16 protein-coding genes are annotated in these 14,005 nt (G+C 42.7%); 14 read left to right on the top strand and 2 right to left on the bottom strand.

Features of this window, described 5'->3' with window-relative positions:
• The first annotated feature begins 40 nt into the window (after positions 1-40).
• The 8 genes from yqiS to NSS65_RS11305 all read left to right on the top strand — a co-directional run bounded on the left by yqiS (position 41) and on the right by NSS65_RS11305 (position 8,265).
• Positions 41-934 (top strand): phosphate butyryltransferase, encoded by an 894-nt coding sequence (yqiS, locus tag NSS65_RS11340; protein ID WP_041117935.1) that lies wholly within the window; start codon positions 41-43, stop codon positions 932-934.
• A 26-nt stretch (positions 935-960) separates the two neighbouring features.
• Positions 961-2,055, top strand: coding sequence for a branched-chain amino acid dehydrogenase (bcd, locus tag NSS65_RS11335; protein ID WP_003215658.1), 1,095 nt, complete (start codon positions 961-963; stop codon positions 2,053-2,055).
• A 27-nt stretch (positions 2,056-2,082) separates the two neighbouring features.
• A complete protein-coding gene (gene buk, locus NSS65_RS11330; protein ID WP_029708028.1) occupies positions 2,083-3,210 on the top strand; it encodes a butyrate kinase in 1,128 nt (375 codons plus the stop codon).
• Entirely contained in the window at positions 3,200-4,624 is a 1,425-nt protein-coding gene (lpdA, locus tag NSS65_RS11325) for a dihydrolipoyl dehydrogenase (protein ID WP_326134810.1), read from the top strand. The genes buk and lpdA overlap by 11 nt, the downstream gene beginning before the upstream one ends.
• Before the next feature lie 17 nt (positions 4,625-4,641).
• Positions 4,642-5,634: a thiamine pyrophosphate-dependent dehydrogenase E1 component subunit alpha gene (locus NSS65_RS11320; protein WP_034280276.1), complete on the top strand. Its 993-nt coding sequence runs from the start codon at positions 4,642-4,644 to the stop codon at positions 5,632-5,634.
• Positions 5,635-5,646: 12 nt separating this feature from the next.
• Positions 5,647-6,630, top strand: a complete 984-nt coding sequence (locus tag NSS65_RS11315) for an alpha-ketoacid dehydrogenase subunit beta (RefSeq protein ID WP_024422925.1) — start codon at positions 5,647-5,649, stop codon at positions 6,628-6,630.
• 19 nt (positions 6,631-6,649) lie between these two features.
• Positions 6,650-7,906, top strand: coding sequence for a dihydrolipoamide acetyltransferase family protein (locus NSS65_RS11310; protein WP_061109334.1), 1,257 nt, complete (start codon positions 6,650-6,652; stop codon positions 7,904-7,906).
• A gap of 65 nt (positions 7,907-7,971) precedes the next feature.
• Entirely contained in the window at positions 7,972-8,265 is a 294-nt protein-coding gene (locus NSS65_RS11305) for a YesK-like family protein (RefSeq protein ID WP_024428019.1), read from the top strand.
• A gap of 14 nt (positions 8,266-8,279) precedes the next feature.
• Here NSS65_RS11305 and NSS65_RS11300 read toward each other — a convergent pair whose 3' ends face one another.
• A complete protein-coding gene (locus NSS65_RS11300; RefSeq protein WP_061109333.1) occupies positions 8,280-9,173 on the bottom strand; it encodes a YegS/Rv2252/BmrU family lipid kinase in 894 nt (297 codons plus the stop codon).
• A 169-nt stretch (positions 9,174-9,342) separates the two neighbouring features.
• On the opposite strand from NSS65_RS11300, the gene NSS65_RS11295 reads away from it, so the two are divergent.
• From NSS65_RS11295 to NSS65_RS11270, 6 genes are all read left to right on the top strand, one after another.
• On the top strand, positions 9,343-9,780 hold the full coding sequence (locus tag NSS65_RS11295; RefSeq protein ID WP_024428021.1) for a BrxA/BrxB family bacilliredoxin: 438 nt from the start codon (positions 9,343-9,345) through the stop codon (positions 9,778-9,780).
• 195 nt (positions 9,781-9,975) lie between these two features.
• The gene (locus tag NSS65_RS11290; RefSeq protein WP_326134809.1) at positions 9,976-10,740 is read left to right on the top strand and encodes a transporter substrate-binding domain-containing protein; all 765 of its coding nucleotides are present in this window, start codon (positions 9,976-9,978) and stop codon (positions 10,738-10,740) included.
• A 115-nt stretch (positions 10,741-10,855) separates the two neighbouring features.
• Positions 10,856-11,512, top strand: coding sequence for an amino acid ABC transporter permease (locus tag NSS65_RS11285; RefSeq protein WP_024422919.1), 657 nt, complete (start codon positions 10,856-10,858; stop codon positions 11,510-11,512).
• Positions 11,505-12,227 carry an amino acid ABC transporter ATP-binding protein gene (locus NSS65_RS11280; protein WP_034280282.1) on the top strand — a complete coding sequence of 241 codons (723 nt, stop codon included), beginning with the start codon at positions 11,505-11,507 and terminating at the stop codon, positions 12,225-12,227. Before NSS65_RS11285 ends, NSS65_RS11280 begins: the two co-directional genes overlap by 8 nt.
• Positions 12,228-12,346: 119 nt before the next feature.
• Positions 12,347-13,300 (top strand): aromatic acid exporter family protein, encoded by a 954-nt coding sequence (locus NSS65_RS11275; RefSeq protein ID WP_024422917.1) that lies wholly within the window; start codon positions 12,347-12,349, stop codon positions 13,298-13,300.
• A 52-nt stretch (positions 13,301-13,352) separates the two neighbouring features.
• Positions 13,353-13,862, top strand: coding sequence for a L,D-transpeptidase (locus tag NSS65_RS11270; RefSeq protein ID WP_098677439.1), 510 nt, complete (start codon positions 13,353-13,355; stop codon positions 13,860-13,862).
• Positions 13,863-13,900: 38 nt separating this feature from the next.
• Here NSS65_RS11270 and prli42 read toward each other — a convergent pair whose 3' ends face one another.
• The gene (gene prli42 / locus NSS65_RS11265) at positions 13,901-13,993 is read right to left on the bottom strand and encodes a stressosome-associated protein Prli42 (protein ID WP_149126490.1); all 93 of its coding nucleotides are present in this window, start codon (positions 13,991-13,993) and stop codon (positions 13,901-13,903) included.
• Positions 13,994-14,005 lie beyond the last annotated feature (12 nt).

The raw sequence follows: 14,005 nt of genomic DNA, 5'->3' as shown, positions 1-14,005 counted from the left end.
ATATAAAACATGAACCGAGCACAAGGAAAGGTGGGCATATATGAAGCTTGACGATCTGATTATGAAAGCCGCCCAGCTGCAGAATAAAACGGCGGCTGTGGCTCATGCAGAAGACGAAGAAGTGCTTCATGCCATCAAGATGGCAATTAAGCGAAAGGTCGCTCGCTTTCTCCTGGTTGGGAACAAACGCAACCTGAAGGAGCTAGTGAAGCAGCATGAAATCAATGAGGACTGGATAGATATTATTCATTCAGATACTCCCGAAGAATCGGCCAAAATTGCCGTGCAGGCAGTGAGCGAGAAGCATGCAGATATTTTGATGAAGGGGCATGTCCCGACAGCCGTTCTTTTAAAAGCGGTACTGAATAAAGAATATGGGCTCAGGACAGCGAGTGTCCTATCACATGTCGCGGCATTTGAAGTGCCGGGCTTTGACCGCTTTATTTATGTCACAGATTCTGCGATGAACATCGCGCCCGATTTAAATATGCTGAAAGAGATTACGATCAATTCTGTTCAAGTAGCAAAAGCTGTCGGAAACGACATGCCGAAGGTTGCAGTATTGTCTGCGGTGGAGGTCGTAAATCCGGCAATGGATTCAACTTTGACTGCGGCAAGTCTTGCACAAATGAATCGGCGGGGGCAAATTTCTGGCTGCCTGATTGATGGGCCTCTTGCTTTAGACAATGCCATTTCTCAAACGGCAGCTTCTCATAAAAATATTACGAGTGATGTAGCCGGCCATGCAGATATTTTGCTTGTGCCAACAATTGAGGCAGGGAACATTCTTTATAAATCTCTCATCTACTTTGCACATGCAAAGGTGGGAGCTGTGGTGGCAGGAGCGAAGGCGCCGATTGCTTTAACAAGCCGATCTGATTCAGCCGAAAGTAAGCTTTATTCAATTGCGCTTGCCATCTGTACATCAAATTAAGCGGAAGTAATAGGAGGAATAACACGATGGAACTTTTTAAATATATGGAACGATACGATTATGAACAGCTTGTATTTTGTCAGGATGAGCAGTCTGGCTTAAAAGCGATTATTGCGATTCATGATACAACACTTGGGCCGGCACTAGGCGGAACGAGAATGTGGACGTATGAAAACGAAGAAGCAGCCATTGAGGATGCACTGCGTCTAGCAAGAGGAATGACTTATAAAAACGCGGCAGCAGGACTTAATCTTGGTGGCGGAAAAACGGTCATCATCGGCGATCCGAGAAAAGACAAAAATGAAGAAATGTTCCGTGCATTTGGACGTTACATTCAAGGGCTGAATGGCCGCTATATTACGGCAGAAGATGTCGGTACAACGGTAGAAGACATGGATCTCATTCATGAAGAAACCGATTTTGTCACAGGGATTTCTCCTGCATTTGGTTCTTCTGGAAATCCGTCTCCCGTCACTGCTTACGGTGTATACAAAGGGATGAAAGCCGCTGCCAAAGCTGCATTTGGGACCGATTCATTAGAAGGAAAAACAATTGCCGTCCAAGGTGTTGGAAATGTCGCTTACAACCTGTGTAAACATCTGCATGAAGAAGGCGCGCAGCTCATTGTCACAGATATCAACAAAGACTCTGTCAAGCGAGCTGTTGAAGACTTCGGCGCAAAAGCAGTCGACCCTGACGATATTTATGATCAAGCATGTGATATTTATGCACCGTGCGCACTTGGTGCAACCATTAACGATGTGACCATTCCTAAGTTAAAAGCAAAGGTGATTGCAGGTGCTGCAAATAACCAGCTAAGAGAAACGCATCACGGTGACCTTATCCATGAAATGGGGATTGTATATGCTCCTGATTATGTGATCAATGCAGGCGGTGTGATTAACGTTGCTGATGAGCTTTATGGCTATAATGCAGATCGTGCGATGAAAAAAGTCGAAGGCATTTATCAAAATATTGAACGTGTAATTGAAATTTCAAACCGTGATGCCATTCCAACTTATAAAGCGGCAGACCGATTGGCTGAAGAGAGAATTGAAAGAATGCGCAAATCAAGAAGTCAATTCTTGCAAAATGGTCAACATATTTTAAGCCGTCGCTAAATTGAAGAATGAGTTGAAACGGAGGTTTTGTTTTTGCTGACAAAAGAATGGCGTATTCTCACGATTAATCCTGGCTCTACTTCAACAAAAATCGGTGTGTTTCATAATGAACGTTCTATTTTTGAAACGACACTAAGACATACAGATGAGGAATTAAAGCAGTTTCCTCATATCATTGATCAATTTTCATTCCGTAAAGAAACCATTTTGAAAACACTGCATGAACAGGGGATGAACATCTCAAAGTTTGATGCAGTTTGCGCGCGCGGCGGCCTCCTTCGTCCGATTGAAGGAGGCACATATGAAGTCAATGAGCAAATGGTGGAAGACCTAAAAGAAGGATATGCCGGCCAGCACGCATCCAATCTTGGTGGAATCATCGCGAGAGAAATTGCACTTGGCCTGAATATCCCAGCCTTTATTGTCGATCCAGTTGTAGTGGATGAACTAAAACCAATTGCTCGTATTTCAGGGCTGCCAACGATTGAAAGAAAAAGCATCTTTCATGCATTAAATCAAAAAGCGGTCGCAAGAAAAACAGCGGCTTCTTTTGGAAAAAGTTACGAAGATTTGAACATGATTATTACTCATATGGGCGGCGGTATCACCATTGGTGTTCATGAAAAAGGAAAAGTCATCGATGTGAATAACGGTCTGCATGGCGAAGGTCCTTTCAGCCCAGAGCGTGCGGGAACCTTGCCGACAGGTGATCTTGTGAATCTTTGTTTTTCGGGGGAGTATACCCAAGAAGAAATGCTCAAACGCATTATTGGTGAAGGCGGGCTTGCGGGCTATCTTGGCACGACAGACGCTGTGAAAGTGGAACGCATGATTGAAGCGGGTGATGAGCGGGCGGCGCTCATTTATGAAGCAATGTGCTATCAGATTGCCAAGGAAATTGGTGCGGCTAGCGCTGTCTTAAAAGGAGCAGTTGACGTCATTGTATTAACAGGCGGACTTGCGTACAGCAAACAAATTACGTCAAGTATTCGCGGCTATATTGACTGGATTTCAGATGTTGTGGTGTTTCCAGGTGAAAATGAGCTGCAATCGTTAGCAGAAGGTGCGCTTCGTATTTTAAAAGAAGAAGAATCACCGAAAGAATACCCAAATGATCAACAGGAAAAGAAAGGAGTGACAAGTCATGGCAACTGAATATGACCTCGTCATTCTTGGTGGAGGCACAGGCGGCTATGTAGCGGCCATCCGTGCCTCACAGCTTGGATTGAAAACAGCAGTTGTAGAAAAAGAAAAGCTCGGCGGAACATGTCTTCATAAAGGCTGCATCCCGTCTAAAGCGCTGCTCAGAAGTGCAGAAGTTTATCAAACCGTCAAACGCGCAGCTGATTTTGGTGTTGAGGCAGGAGGCGTTGCCTTACAATTTGCCAATGTGCAGAAAAGAAAAACAGAGATCGTCGAAAAACTAGCAGGCGGCGTCAAACATTTAATGAAACAAGGAAAAATTGATGTATATGAAGGGATCGGCCGTATTCTTGGCCCATCTATCTTTTCGCCAATGCCAGGAACGATCTCCGTAGAAATGGCAAATGGAGAGGAAAATGAAATGCTCATTCCAAAGCAGGTCATCATCGCGACAGGATCAAGACCGCGTGTGCTGCCAGGGCTTGAAGCAGATGGAACACACATCCTCACTTCAGATGATGCACTTGAACTGCCAGAGCTTCCGCAGTCGATGCTGATTGTGGGGGGCGGAGTGATCGGAATCGAGTGGGCGTCTATGCTCAATGATTTTGGTGTGAACGTCACTGTGATTGAGTTTGCAGACCGCATTTTGCCTACAGAGGATCATGACATTTCTAAAGAAATGGAAAAACTGTTATCTAAAAAAGGCATCACTTTTGTGACAAATACGAAGGTACTGCCAGATAGCGTAGAAAAGCAGGAAAATCTCGTGACAATTCAAGCGGAAAAGGATGGAGACATTCAGACGTTTGAAGCGGAAAAACTCCTTCTTTCAGTCGGCAGAGTACCTAATATCGAAGGCATAGGTCTTGAAAACACGGACATCCAAACCGAAAAACAAGGCATTGTCGTGAATGAACATTATCAAACGAAAGAATCGCATATTTACGCAATAGGAGATGTCATCGGCGGGCTTCAGCTGGCACATGTCGCTTCTCACGAAGGTATGATTGCTGTAGAACATATGGCTGGGAAAGATCCAAAGCCGCTCGATGAAACGCTCGTATCTAAATGTGTTTACTCTCACCCAGAAACCGCTAGTGTTGGACTCACTGAACAGGCGGCAAAAGAGCAGGGCTTTGAAGTCAAAATAGGGAAATTTCCATTTATGGCGATTGGAAAAGCGCTTGTGTACGGGGAGTCTGATGGATTCGTCAAAATCATTGCCGATCAAAAGACAGATGATATTTTAGGAATTCATATGATTGGTCCTCATGTAACAGATATGATATCTGAAGCTGGATTAGCCAAAGTACTTGATGCAACCCCGTGGGAAGTGGGGCAGACGATACACCCGCATCCGACCTTATCAGAGGCGATTGGCGAGGCAGCCCTTGCTGTTGACGGGAAGGCGATCCATTTTTAATCAAGGAGGGAAACATGATGAGTAACATGCGTCATCAGGAATTAGGATTATCAGATGAACAAGCAATTGATATATACAGAACAATGCTTCTAGCAAGAAAAATCGATGAACGGATGTGGCTTTTAAACCGTTCCGGGAAAATTCCATTCGTCATTTCTTGTCAAGGGCAGGAAGCGCAGCAAGTCGGCGCTGCATTTGCTCTTAATAGAGAAGAAGATTACGTCTTACCTTACTATCGTGATATGGGGGTTGTCCTTGCTTTTGGGATGACAGCAAAAGATTTAATGATGTCTGGTTTCGCAAAACAAGACGATCCAAACTCAGGCGGAAGACAAATGCCAGGGCATTTTGGGCAAAGAGCAAATCGAATTGTGACTGGGTCTTCACCTGTCACAACGCAGGTTCCTCACGCGGTGGGAATTGCCCTTGCTGGACGATTAGAGCAGAAAAACTTTGTCAGCTTTGTTACGTTCGGTGAAGGCTCATCAAACCAAGGTGATTTCCATGAAGGCGCAAACTTTGCTGCTGTGCATAAACTGCCTGTTATTTTCATGTGTGAAAACAATAAGTATGCGATTTCCGTGCCATATGACAAACAAGTAGCCTGTGAACGCATTTCAGATCGTGCGGTTGGATATGGGATGCCTGGCGTAACTGTTGATGGAAATGATCCGCTTGAAGTATATGCCGCTGTCAAAGAAGCGAGAGACCGTGCGGCTAGAGGTGAAGGTCCGACATTGATTGAAACAATCTCTTACCGTTTAACTGCGCATTCAAGTGATGACGATGATTCAAGCTATCGAGAAAAAGAAGAAGTGCTCGAAGCAAGAAAGAAAGATCCGCTCATCCAATATGAAACGTATTTAATCGAAGGAAAGGTCATGACTTCTGAAATGAAAGAAGAGATGACAAAAGAAATCATGCAAATCGTAAACGAAGCTACTGATGAAGCGGAAAATGCAGCTTATGCTGAGGCAGAAAGCGCACTTCGTTACGTGTATGCGGAGTAAGGGGGAAGAAAAATGCCTGTTATGTCATATATAGACGCCATTACACTGGCGATGAAAGAAGAAATGGAGCGAGATCCGAAAGTGTTTGTGCTCGGAGAGGATGTCGGGAAAAAAGGTGGCGTATTTAAAGCGACAGCGGGTCTTTACGAGCAATTTGGAGAAGCGCGCGTCATGGATACACCTCTTGCAGAATCAGCCATTGCGGGTGTAGGTATTGGGGCAGCGATGTATGGAATGCGCCCAATTGCAGAAATGCAATTTGCGGATTTCATTATGCCTGCAATCAACCAAATCATTTCAGAGGCTGCAAAAATTAGATACCGTTCTAATAATGATTGGAGCTGTCCAATGGTCATCCGCGCACCTTATGGGGGCGGAGTACACGGGGCGCTTTATCATTCACAATCGGTCGAAGCCATTTTTGCTAACCAGCCAGGTTTGAAGATTGTGATGCCTTCTACACCTTATGATGTCAAAGGTCTTCTAAAGGCTGCAGTGCGTGATCCAGATCCTGTATTGTTCTTTGAACATAAACGTGCATACCGCCTGATTAAAGGAGAAGTGCCTGAAGAGGATTACACTCTTCCGATTGGAAAAGCAGATGTGAAGCGTGAAGGCGATGATATCACGGTCATTACATATGGCCTTTGTGTCCATTTTGCGCTGCAAGCAGCAGACCGCCTTGCAAAAGACGGCATTTCCGCTCATATTCTCGATTTGAGAACAGTGTACCCGCTTGATCAGGAAGCGATTATAGAAGCGGCTTCTAAAACAGGGAAAGTGCTTCTATTAACGGAAGATACAAAAGAAGGCAGCATCATGAGTGAGGTTGCGGCGATCATATCGGAGCATTGCTTATTTGATTTAGACGCACCAATCAAACGCCTGGCAGGACCAGATATTCCGGCAATGCCTTATGCGCCGACAATGGAGAAATTCTTCATGGTCAACCCGGATAAGGTAGAAGCTGAAATGAGAGAGCTGGCGGCGTTTTAAGAAAGAGGAGGGTTTCAAAGTGGCAATTGAACAAATGAAAATGCCTCAGCTAGGTGAAAGTGTAACAGAAGGAACCATTAGCAAATGGCTCGTTTCACCTGGCGATCATGTGAATAAATACGATCCGATTGCGGAAGTCATGACGGATAAAGTGAACGCAGAAGTCCCGTCATCTTTTACAGGAACGATTACAAAGCTATCGGCTGAGGAAGGCGAAACGCTGCAAGTAGGAGAAGTGTTCTGTGAAATTGAAGTCGAAGGAAGCGAGCAGCAGAGCGTGAAAGAAGAAGAAGCACCTGAGCAAAGTGAAGCGCCTGAAGCAGATCAAACAAATGAGAATCAAAGTCAAAAGAAACGTTATTCTCCAGCCGTTCTTCGTTTAGCAGATGAGCATGGCATTGATTTAGCGGCTGTTCAAGGTACGGGAGCAGGCGGCCGAATTACTAGAAAAGATTTGCTGCAGCTTATTGAAAACGGCGGCGTCAAAGAGAAGACAGCACCTGTCAATGAACGTGCCGTTCAACCGGAGCCTGCGCAGTCATCTAAAGCAAAAGCGGCGCCTGCTGTCCCTTCTATGCCTGGTGATGTTGAGCTGACAGTCACGCCGATCCGCCAGGCAATTGCCGCCAATATGCTGAGAAGCAAACATGAAATTCCGCATGCATGGACGATGATGGAAGTCGATGTGACAAATCTAGTGATAAGAAGAAATCAGCTGAAGGATCAGTTTAAAGCAAAAGAAGGCTTTAACTTGACGTTCTTTGCGTTCTTTGTCAAAGCAGTGGCTCAGGCCTTAAAGGAATTCCCTGAAATGAACAGTATGTGGGCCGGAGATAAGATTGTGCAGAAGAAAGCAATCAATGTTTCGATTGCTGTAGCTACAGATGACGCGCTTTTTGTTCCAGTCATTAAGGATGCGGATGAAAAGACCATTAAGGGCATTGCCAAAGAAATTCATGAGCTTGCGTTTAAGGTGAGACAAGGAACGCTCAAGCAAAGTGATATGGAAGGCGGTACTTTCACTGTCAACAACACGGGATCATTTGGTTCGGTACAATCTATGGGAATCATTAATTATCCGCAAGCGGCGATTTTACAAGTAGAATCGATCGTGAAGCGTCCAATGATCGTAAACGGAATGATTGCGGCAAGAGACATGGTCAATCTTTGTCTCTCATTAGATCACAGAGTACTAGATGGTCTTGTATGCGGCAGATTTCTTCAACGAATTAAACAAATCCTTGAAGGTATCGACGAGCAGACATCTGTTTATTAAAACATTATTTTCCCCCTCCCGGCATGAGAGGGGGATTTCCACATCTAGGAGAAAGGAGCGTTGATATGTCTGGACTAGATTTTTTTGCTTTTCTCACGATTGGTCTCATGTTTATCACAGCGATTGCCTTCGCTTTTCTGCGGTACATTTCTAAATCACGCAATCATCCTGAACGATTACTGCTTATCATATCGATCGTTTCAATTATTCAAATCGTGTACTGTCTGCTGATTGTCGGCGGGTTTAAAGGGGCAGCCAATAGCTTTTTAGGAATATCACTTCTCGCCGGGACGCTGCTCGGATATGCACTTGAATATTTATACAGACGCTATATCAAAAAAACGCCCGAATCAAAATGATATCGGGCGTTTTTTTATTCAGCTGGAACAATAAAGGTCAAATGATGTTTTAACACTTCTAAAGAAGAGGGGGCCGTCATATAAACCTCACCATCTGTATCAGCATCCATTTCCTCTTTTGTGTGGATATGGATACTGGACGCTTGAATGAGAGACAGATCGCCGGTGAAATCCTCCAGCTCTTCCCGGTTCATTGAGAAGATTTCTTTTAAAGCAGAGAAACTCGTATTTCTGCAAATTAAAATTTCAGCTTTTCCATCATCAATGGCTGCATGAGGCAAATCAATTTTATTTGTACCGATAAAATGTCCATTCATGACAAGAACGATGACAGCTTCCTCTTCCCAGCTTTCCTCTTCGGTCTCAATGCGTACGTGAAAAGGATCTGTTTGCTGCAGGGTGCGCAGGGCACTTGTGAAGTAGCTGATTTTGCCAAGTACGGCTTTTTCTTTGTCATTAATATTGTTGGACGTGTCTGCGATCAGCCCAATTCCCCAAAAGTTTAACACGTATCGATCTTCTGCTTTGATTAAGTCGACCTTTTTCTCTTTGCCGTCTACAATCATTTGAGCGGCTTTTTGCATTTGTTGAGGAATACCTAGTGTTCTAGAAAAATCATTGCATGTCCCGCCTGGTAATATCGCTACAGCGGGCCTTTTTTCTAAGCCGCTAATACCGTTCATGCATTCATGCACGGTACCGTCTCCGCCTAATATGATGAGCAATTCCACCGTCTCATCAATTTGACGGCAGAAATCATAAGCATCATTTGGCTGCTTTGTTGGTTTCAAAATGAGTTCATCAATATGTAGAGAAAGAAGAGGCACTGTTTGACCGAGTGTTTTTTCCATGTTTTTTTGTCCAGCATTTCCATTATAAATGAGTATCGCTTTTTTGAATTGTGCCATCACGCAGTTCTCCCTTTCTTCTCTTTATCATCACTTTTCCCCAATTTGACAGCTCATAAACGATGTTCGGAAAAAGAGGCGGCGGATAAGACAACACATTTGCCCGCAGGCGTTTTCCTTGATATGATGGAGTTAAAATGGTTATGGTACGCAAAAGGAGTGGACGGACATGAATATTGATTTTAATTTATTTATGAATGATATTGTAAAACAAGCGAGAGAAGAAATTAAGCAGGCAGGCTACACTGAGCTCACGTCAGCTGAAGAAGTAGACGAAGCACTGACTAAAAAAGGGACGGCACTTGTCATGGTGAATTCAGTATGCGGCTGTGCAGGCGGTATTGCAAGGCCAGCTGCCGGCTATTCTGTTCATTACGATAAGCGTCCAGATCAATTGCTGACAGTGTTTGCTGGGCAGGACAAAGAGGCAACAGCAAGAGCTCGTGAATACTTTGAAGGCTTCCCGCCATCTTCACCATCCTTTGCCTTATTAAAAGATGGAAAAATCATTAAAATGGTCGAGCGTCATGAAATTGAAGGGCATGAGCCAATGGAAGTCGTGTCAAAACTACAAGCCGCTTTTGATGAGCATTGCGAAGAAATCTAACATATGACGTTTGAATGAATAAATATAAAGCAGTCCGGTCTTTAGATCGGTCTGCTTTTTGTTTTATAAGACAATAGAATCAAAATAATTTTAGCAAAATACTATTGCATCTTAAAAAGAAAGTGTTTAAAATACATTATAGTGAATAAATATTCAAATCAATACATGATTTTAAATACTGGGAGGCATCATCATATGAAAAAGTGGTTATTATTACTTATGACAGCTGGTCTTGCAGCTGCACTCGCAGCATGCGGAACTTCTTCTAATAATTCAAACGCATCAGGAGATGACAAGACACTCGTGATGGCAACATCAGCAGATTATCCGCCATTTGAATCAAAAGACGGAGATAAAATTGTCGGTTTTGATGTAGATCTTGCAACAGCACTAGCGAAAAAGAACGGCTACAAGCTAGAAATTCAAGATATGGACTTTGCTAGCCTTGTATCAGCCCTCAAAACAAACAAAGCTGATATTGTCCTTGCAGGAATGACACCTACAGAAAAACGTAAAAAGCAAGTTGATTTCTCTGATGTTTATTACAATGCTAAAAACTTGGTTGTATCAAAGAAATCTAGCGGTATTAAGGCAGAGAGAGATTTAAAAGACAAAACAGTCGGCGTTCAATTAGGTTCTATTCAACAGGATGAAGCAAATGGACTGCAAAAGAAATATAACCTAACAGTTGAAGACCGTAATAAAATTTCTGATATCATTCAAGAGATTAAAGCAGGCCGTTTTGATGCAGCCATTATTGAAGATAAAGTAGCTGCTGGTTACTTGAAAAAGGAAAAAGACTTCCAAGCATTTGGATTGAACAGCTCAAACGAAGGTTCAGCCATTGCATTCAAGAAAAATAGCGACTTAACAGCGAAATTTAATAAATCATTAAATGAAATGAAAGATAATGGCGAACTTGATAAATTAATTAAAAAATGGTTTGCTGATGAAAAGTAAGTCAGGAAAAAGGATCAGCGTCATTCAAGAAAATCAAGTAGAAAAGCGCTGAAAAGTTCAACTCATGTTGAACTTTTTTCCTGTTTTGTATGAAGGCAGAAAAAAGGAGAATGTCATGTTTGATTTTAAAGATGTAATACCTCAGATGCCCTTTATTCTAGAAGGACTTAAGGTCACGCTTTCTATAGTAGTGGTATCCCTTTTACTTGGATTTATCTTAGGAATTTTATTAACGCTTTGTAAAATTAGTGTGTTTAAACCGCTCATTTGGCTTGCAGATTTTTATACGTCAATTTTCCGAGGCACACCGCTTGTGCTTCAATTGCTCATTATTTATTTTGGTCTGCCTCAGCTTCTTGGGTTTCAAATCGACCAATACTGGGCTGCTGTAGCGGCATTTTCACTCAACTCGGCGGCATACGTATCTGAAATTATTCGTGCGGGTATTAATGCCATTGATAAAGGTCAAAAAGAAGCGGCCGTTGCTTTAGGCATCCCTTATGCTAAAATGATGAAGGACTTATTGCTTCCGCAGGCGTTTAAAAATATTTCACCTGCACTTGTGAATGAGACGATTACACTGACAAAAGAATCAGCGATTGTAACAGTCATCGGACTGGGGGATGTCATGAGACGAGCCTATCAAGCAGGGGCCGTTACGTATAATTATCTTGAACCGCTTATTTTTGCGGGTCTCATCTATTATGTCATCGTGCTTGTTCTCACCTTTGTCGGCAAATCGGTGGAAAGGAAGTTAAAATCAAATGATTAAAATAGAGAAACTCACAAAATCTTTTGGTAAAAATGAAGTTTTAAAGGGGATCGACACCACCATTAAAGAAGGAGAAGTTGTTGCGGTCATTGGACCATCTGGTTCAGGAAAATCGACGTTCCTTCGCTGCATCAATTTACTTGAAAAGCCGACTTCTGGTGTCATTACGATTAAGGACACCGAAATCACCAACCCAAAAACGAATGCACTAAAAGTGCGTGAGAACATCGGAATGGTATTTCAGCATTTCCATCTGTTCCCGCATAAAACGGTGCTGGAAAATATCACGTATGCGCCAATGAATGTGAAGAATCAATCGAAGGAAGACAGCATCAAACAAGCTGAAGACCTGCTCAAAAAGGTAGGGCTTTTAGAGAAAAAAGATGATTTCCCGAACCGTTTGTCCGGCGGTCAAAAGCAGCGTGTGGCGATTGCGCGTGCGCTTGCGATGACACCAGACATTATGCTGTTTGACGAACCAACGTCAGCCCTAGATCCAGAAATGGTCAAGGAAGTATTAGAGGTCATGAAAGAGCTGGCTCAATCTGGAATGACACTCGTCATCGTCACACATGAAATGGGCTTTGCAAAAGAAGTGGCTGACCGCGTGATCTTTATGGATGATGGGAAAATTGTAGAGGATGCAAACCCTGTACAATTTTTTGAATCACCGTCTTCACAGCGTGCGCAAGACTTCTTACAAAAAATATTATAAAGAAAAAGAGAAGGAGACTTAACATCTCCTTCTTTTTTTGATTATAATGGGGAAAGTAAAAAAAGTTCATCATTTCACAAAAGTGAATGGAAACAAGACAGAAAAGAGTGAATCACATCATGTTTAAAATCGGCTACCGAACGCTGAAAACAGCATTAGGAACAGCGATCGCTATTTATATTGCACAATTGCTTGGCTTGCAAAATTATTCAGCTGCCGGGATTATTACGATCCTTTGTATTCAGGTGACAAAGAAAAGATCCCTGTTAGCATCGGGAGCCCGCTTTGCAGCTTGCAGTCTTGCCATTTTATTTTCTTATTTATTTTTCGATCTGATTGGGTATCATCCTTTTGTGATCGGTTTGATGCTGCTTGTCTTTATTCCGACAACGGTTCTGCTTCGAATTAAAGAAGGGATTGTCACAAGTTCAGTCATCATCCTCCATTTATACATGTCTGGCGGGATTACCCTGCATCTCATCTGGAATGAACTGCTGCTGATTACCATTGGTGTTGGGGTAGCGCTGATTATGAACCTCTATATGCCAAGTGTTGATAAAAAGCTCAAACGCTACAGCGAACAGATTGAAGCCAACTTTGCTAAAATCTTTGAGGAAATCGAGCAATACTTAATGACAGGGAAACAAGACTGGACAGGAAAAGAAATACCAGAGACACATCAATTGATTAAAGAAGCAAAAGCTCTCGCATATCGTGATGTTGAAAACCATGTATTAAGACATGAAAACCTGTACTATCATTATTTCAACATGAGACAAAAGCAATTTGAAATCATTGAGCGTGTGCTGCCTAAAATTACGTCGATTTCCGTCACAACGGAGCATGGACAAATCATTGCAGAATACATTAGAGACTTACGCGAACATATTCACCCAGGGAACACAGCGCATAAGTTTTTAAGACGTCTCATTGATATGAAAGAAGAGTTCGATGCACTTCCGCTCCCGCAAACACGAGAAGAATTTGAGGCAAGAGCGGCACTCTTTCATTTCCTCGGTGAAATGGAACAATATTTAGTACTGAAAAGCTATTTTAAAGGGATGAAAGAATAGAGACGCATGAGTTCCTCCTTCATTGGTCAATCTAATGAAAAAGGAGGAGCCTATGCGTCTTTTATTTTATACCGTACTGACCATGTCCCTTTCACCAATCTGGCCGCTTGGACAAAACCCGCTGCCAGGTGACCCATTTGTCATTATTAATAAACAAACAAATGAACTTGCCTTTATTGATCAAGGGAAAATTCAAAAAGTATATCCTGCCTCTACAGGAAAAACAGCAGATTTAACGCCAGAAGGTGAATTTACGATTATGATCAAAGCGAAAGATCCCTATTACAGAAGAAAGAATATTGAAGGCGGTGCGAAGAATAATCCTCTTGGGCGAAGATGGATTGGATTTGATGCACGAGGAACAGATGGCAGAACCTACGGAATTCACGGAACGAGTGACGAAACTTCGATTGGGAAATTTATCACAGCAGGCTGTGTAAGGCTTCATAATCAAGATGTAGAGCGATTGTTTGATCAGCTTCCAATTGGTACAAAGGTATGGATTACAACCTCAAACGATTCCTTTGAAAAACTTGCCAAAGACAAACAGGCCATTCGTTGATATCGCGAATCACCTGCTTGTCTGCTTTTATTCAAACCTTATAAAAAGGCTGCTGCTCCTGCTAAAAGTGAAGAAACTAACAGCAGGCTAATCATAAGCAATACCATAAATTTCATGAATTTTTGAGACATATCGCACCCCTA

It is taken from the genome of Bacillus sp. FSL K6-1006 (genome assembly GCF_038593175.1).
GTDB lineage: Bacteria > Bacillota > Bacilli > Bacillales > Bacillaceae > Bacillus > Bacillus safensis.
Note: the sequence above shows the minus strand (reverse complement) of the source record. Positions and strands in the feature narration are given on the sequence as shown.

Bases quoted from the DNA above. Each gene is read 5' to 3' on its own strand.
- NSS65_RS11290 (WP_326134809.1), top strand. From the start codon at position 9,976: ATGAAAAAGTGGTTATTATTACTTATGACAGCTGGTCTTGCAGCTGCA.
- lpdA (WP_326134810.1), top strand. From the start codon at position 3,200: ATGGCAACTGAATATGACCTCGTCATTCTTGGTGGAGGCACAGGCGGC.
- NSS65_RS11295 (WP_024428021.1), top strand. From the start codon at position 9,343: ATGAATATTGATTTTAATTTATTTATGAATGATATTGTAAAACAAGCG.
- NSS65_RS11320 (WP_034280276.1), top strand. From the start codon at position 4,642: ATGAGTAACATGCGTCATCAGGAATTAGGATTATCAGATGAACAAGCA.
- NSS65_RS11270 (WP_098677439.1), top strand. From the start codon at position 13,353: ATGCGTCTTTTATTTTATACCGTACTGACCATGTCCCTTTCACCAATC.
- NSS65_RS11275 (WP_024422917.1), top strand. From the start codon at position 12,347: ATGTTTAAAATCGGCTACCGAACGCTGAAAACAGCATTAGGAACAGCG.
- yqiS (WP_041117935.1), top strand. From the start codon at position 41: ATGAAGCTTGACGATCTGATTATGAAAGCCGCCCAGCTGCAGAATAAA.
- NSS65_RS11280 (WP_034280282.1), top strand. From the start codon at position 11,505: ATGATTAAAATAGAGAAACTCACAAAATCTTTTGGTAAAAATGAAGTT.
- NSS65_RS11305 (WP_024428019.1), top strand. From the start codon at position 7,972: ATGTCTGGACTAGATTTTTTTGCTTTTCTCACGATTGGTCTCATGTTT.
- prli42 (WP_149126490.1), bottom strand. From the start codon at position 13,993: ATGTCTCAAAAATTCATGAAATTTATGGTATTGCTTATGATTAGCCTG.
- NSS65_RS11285 (WP_024422919.1), top strand. From the start codon at position 10,856: ATGTTTGATTTTAAAGATGTAATACCTCAGATGCCCTTTATTCTAGAA.
- NSS65_RS11315 (WP_024422925.1), top strand. From the start codon at position 5,647: ATGCCTGTTATGTCATATATAGACGCCATTACACTGGCGATGAAAGAA.
- bcd (WP_003215658.1), top strand. From the start codon at position 961: ATGGAACTTTTTAAATATATGGAACGATACGATTATGAACAGCTTGTA.
- NSS65_RS11300 (WP_061109333.1), bottom strand. From the start codon at position 9,173: ATGGCACAATTCAAAAAAGCGATACTCATTTATAATGGAAATGCTGGA.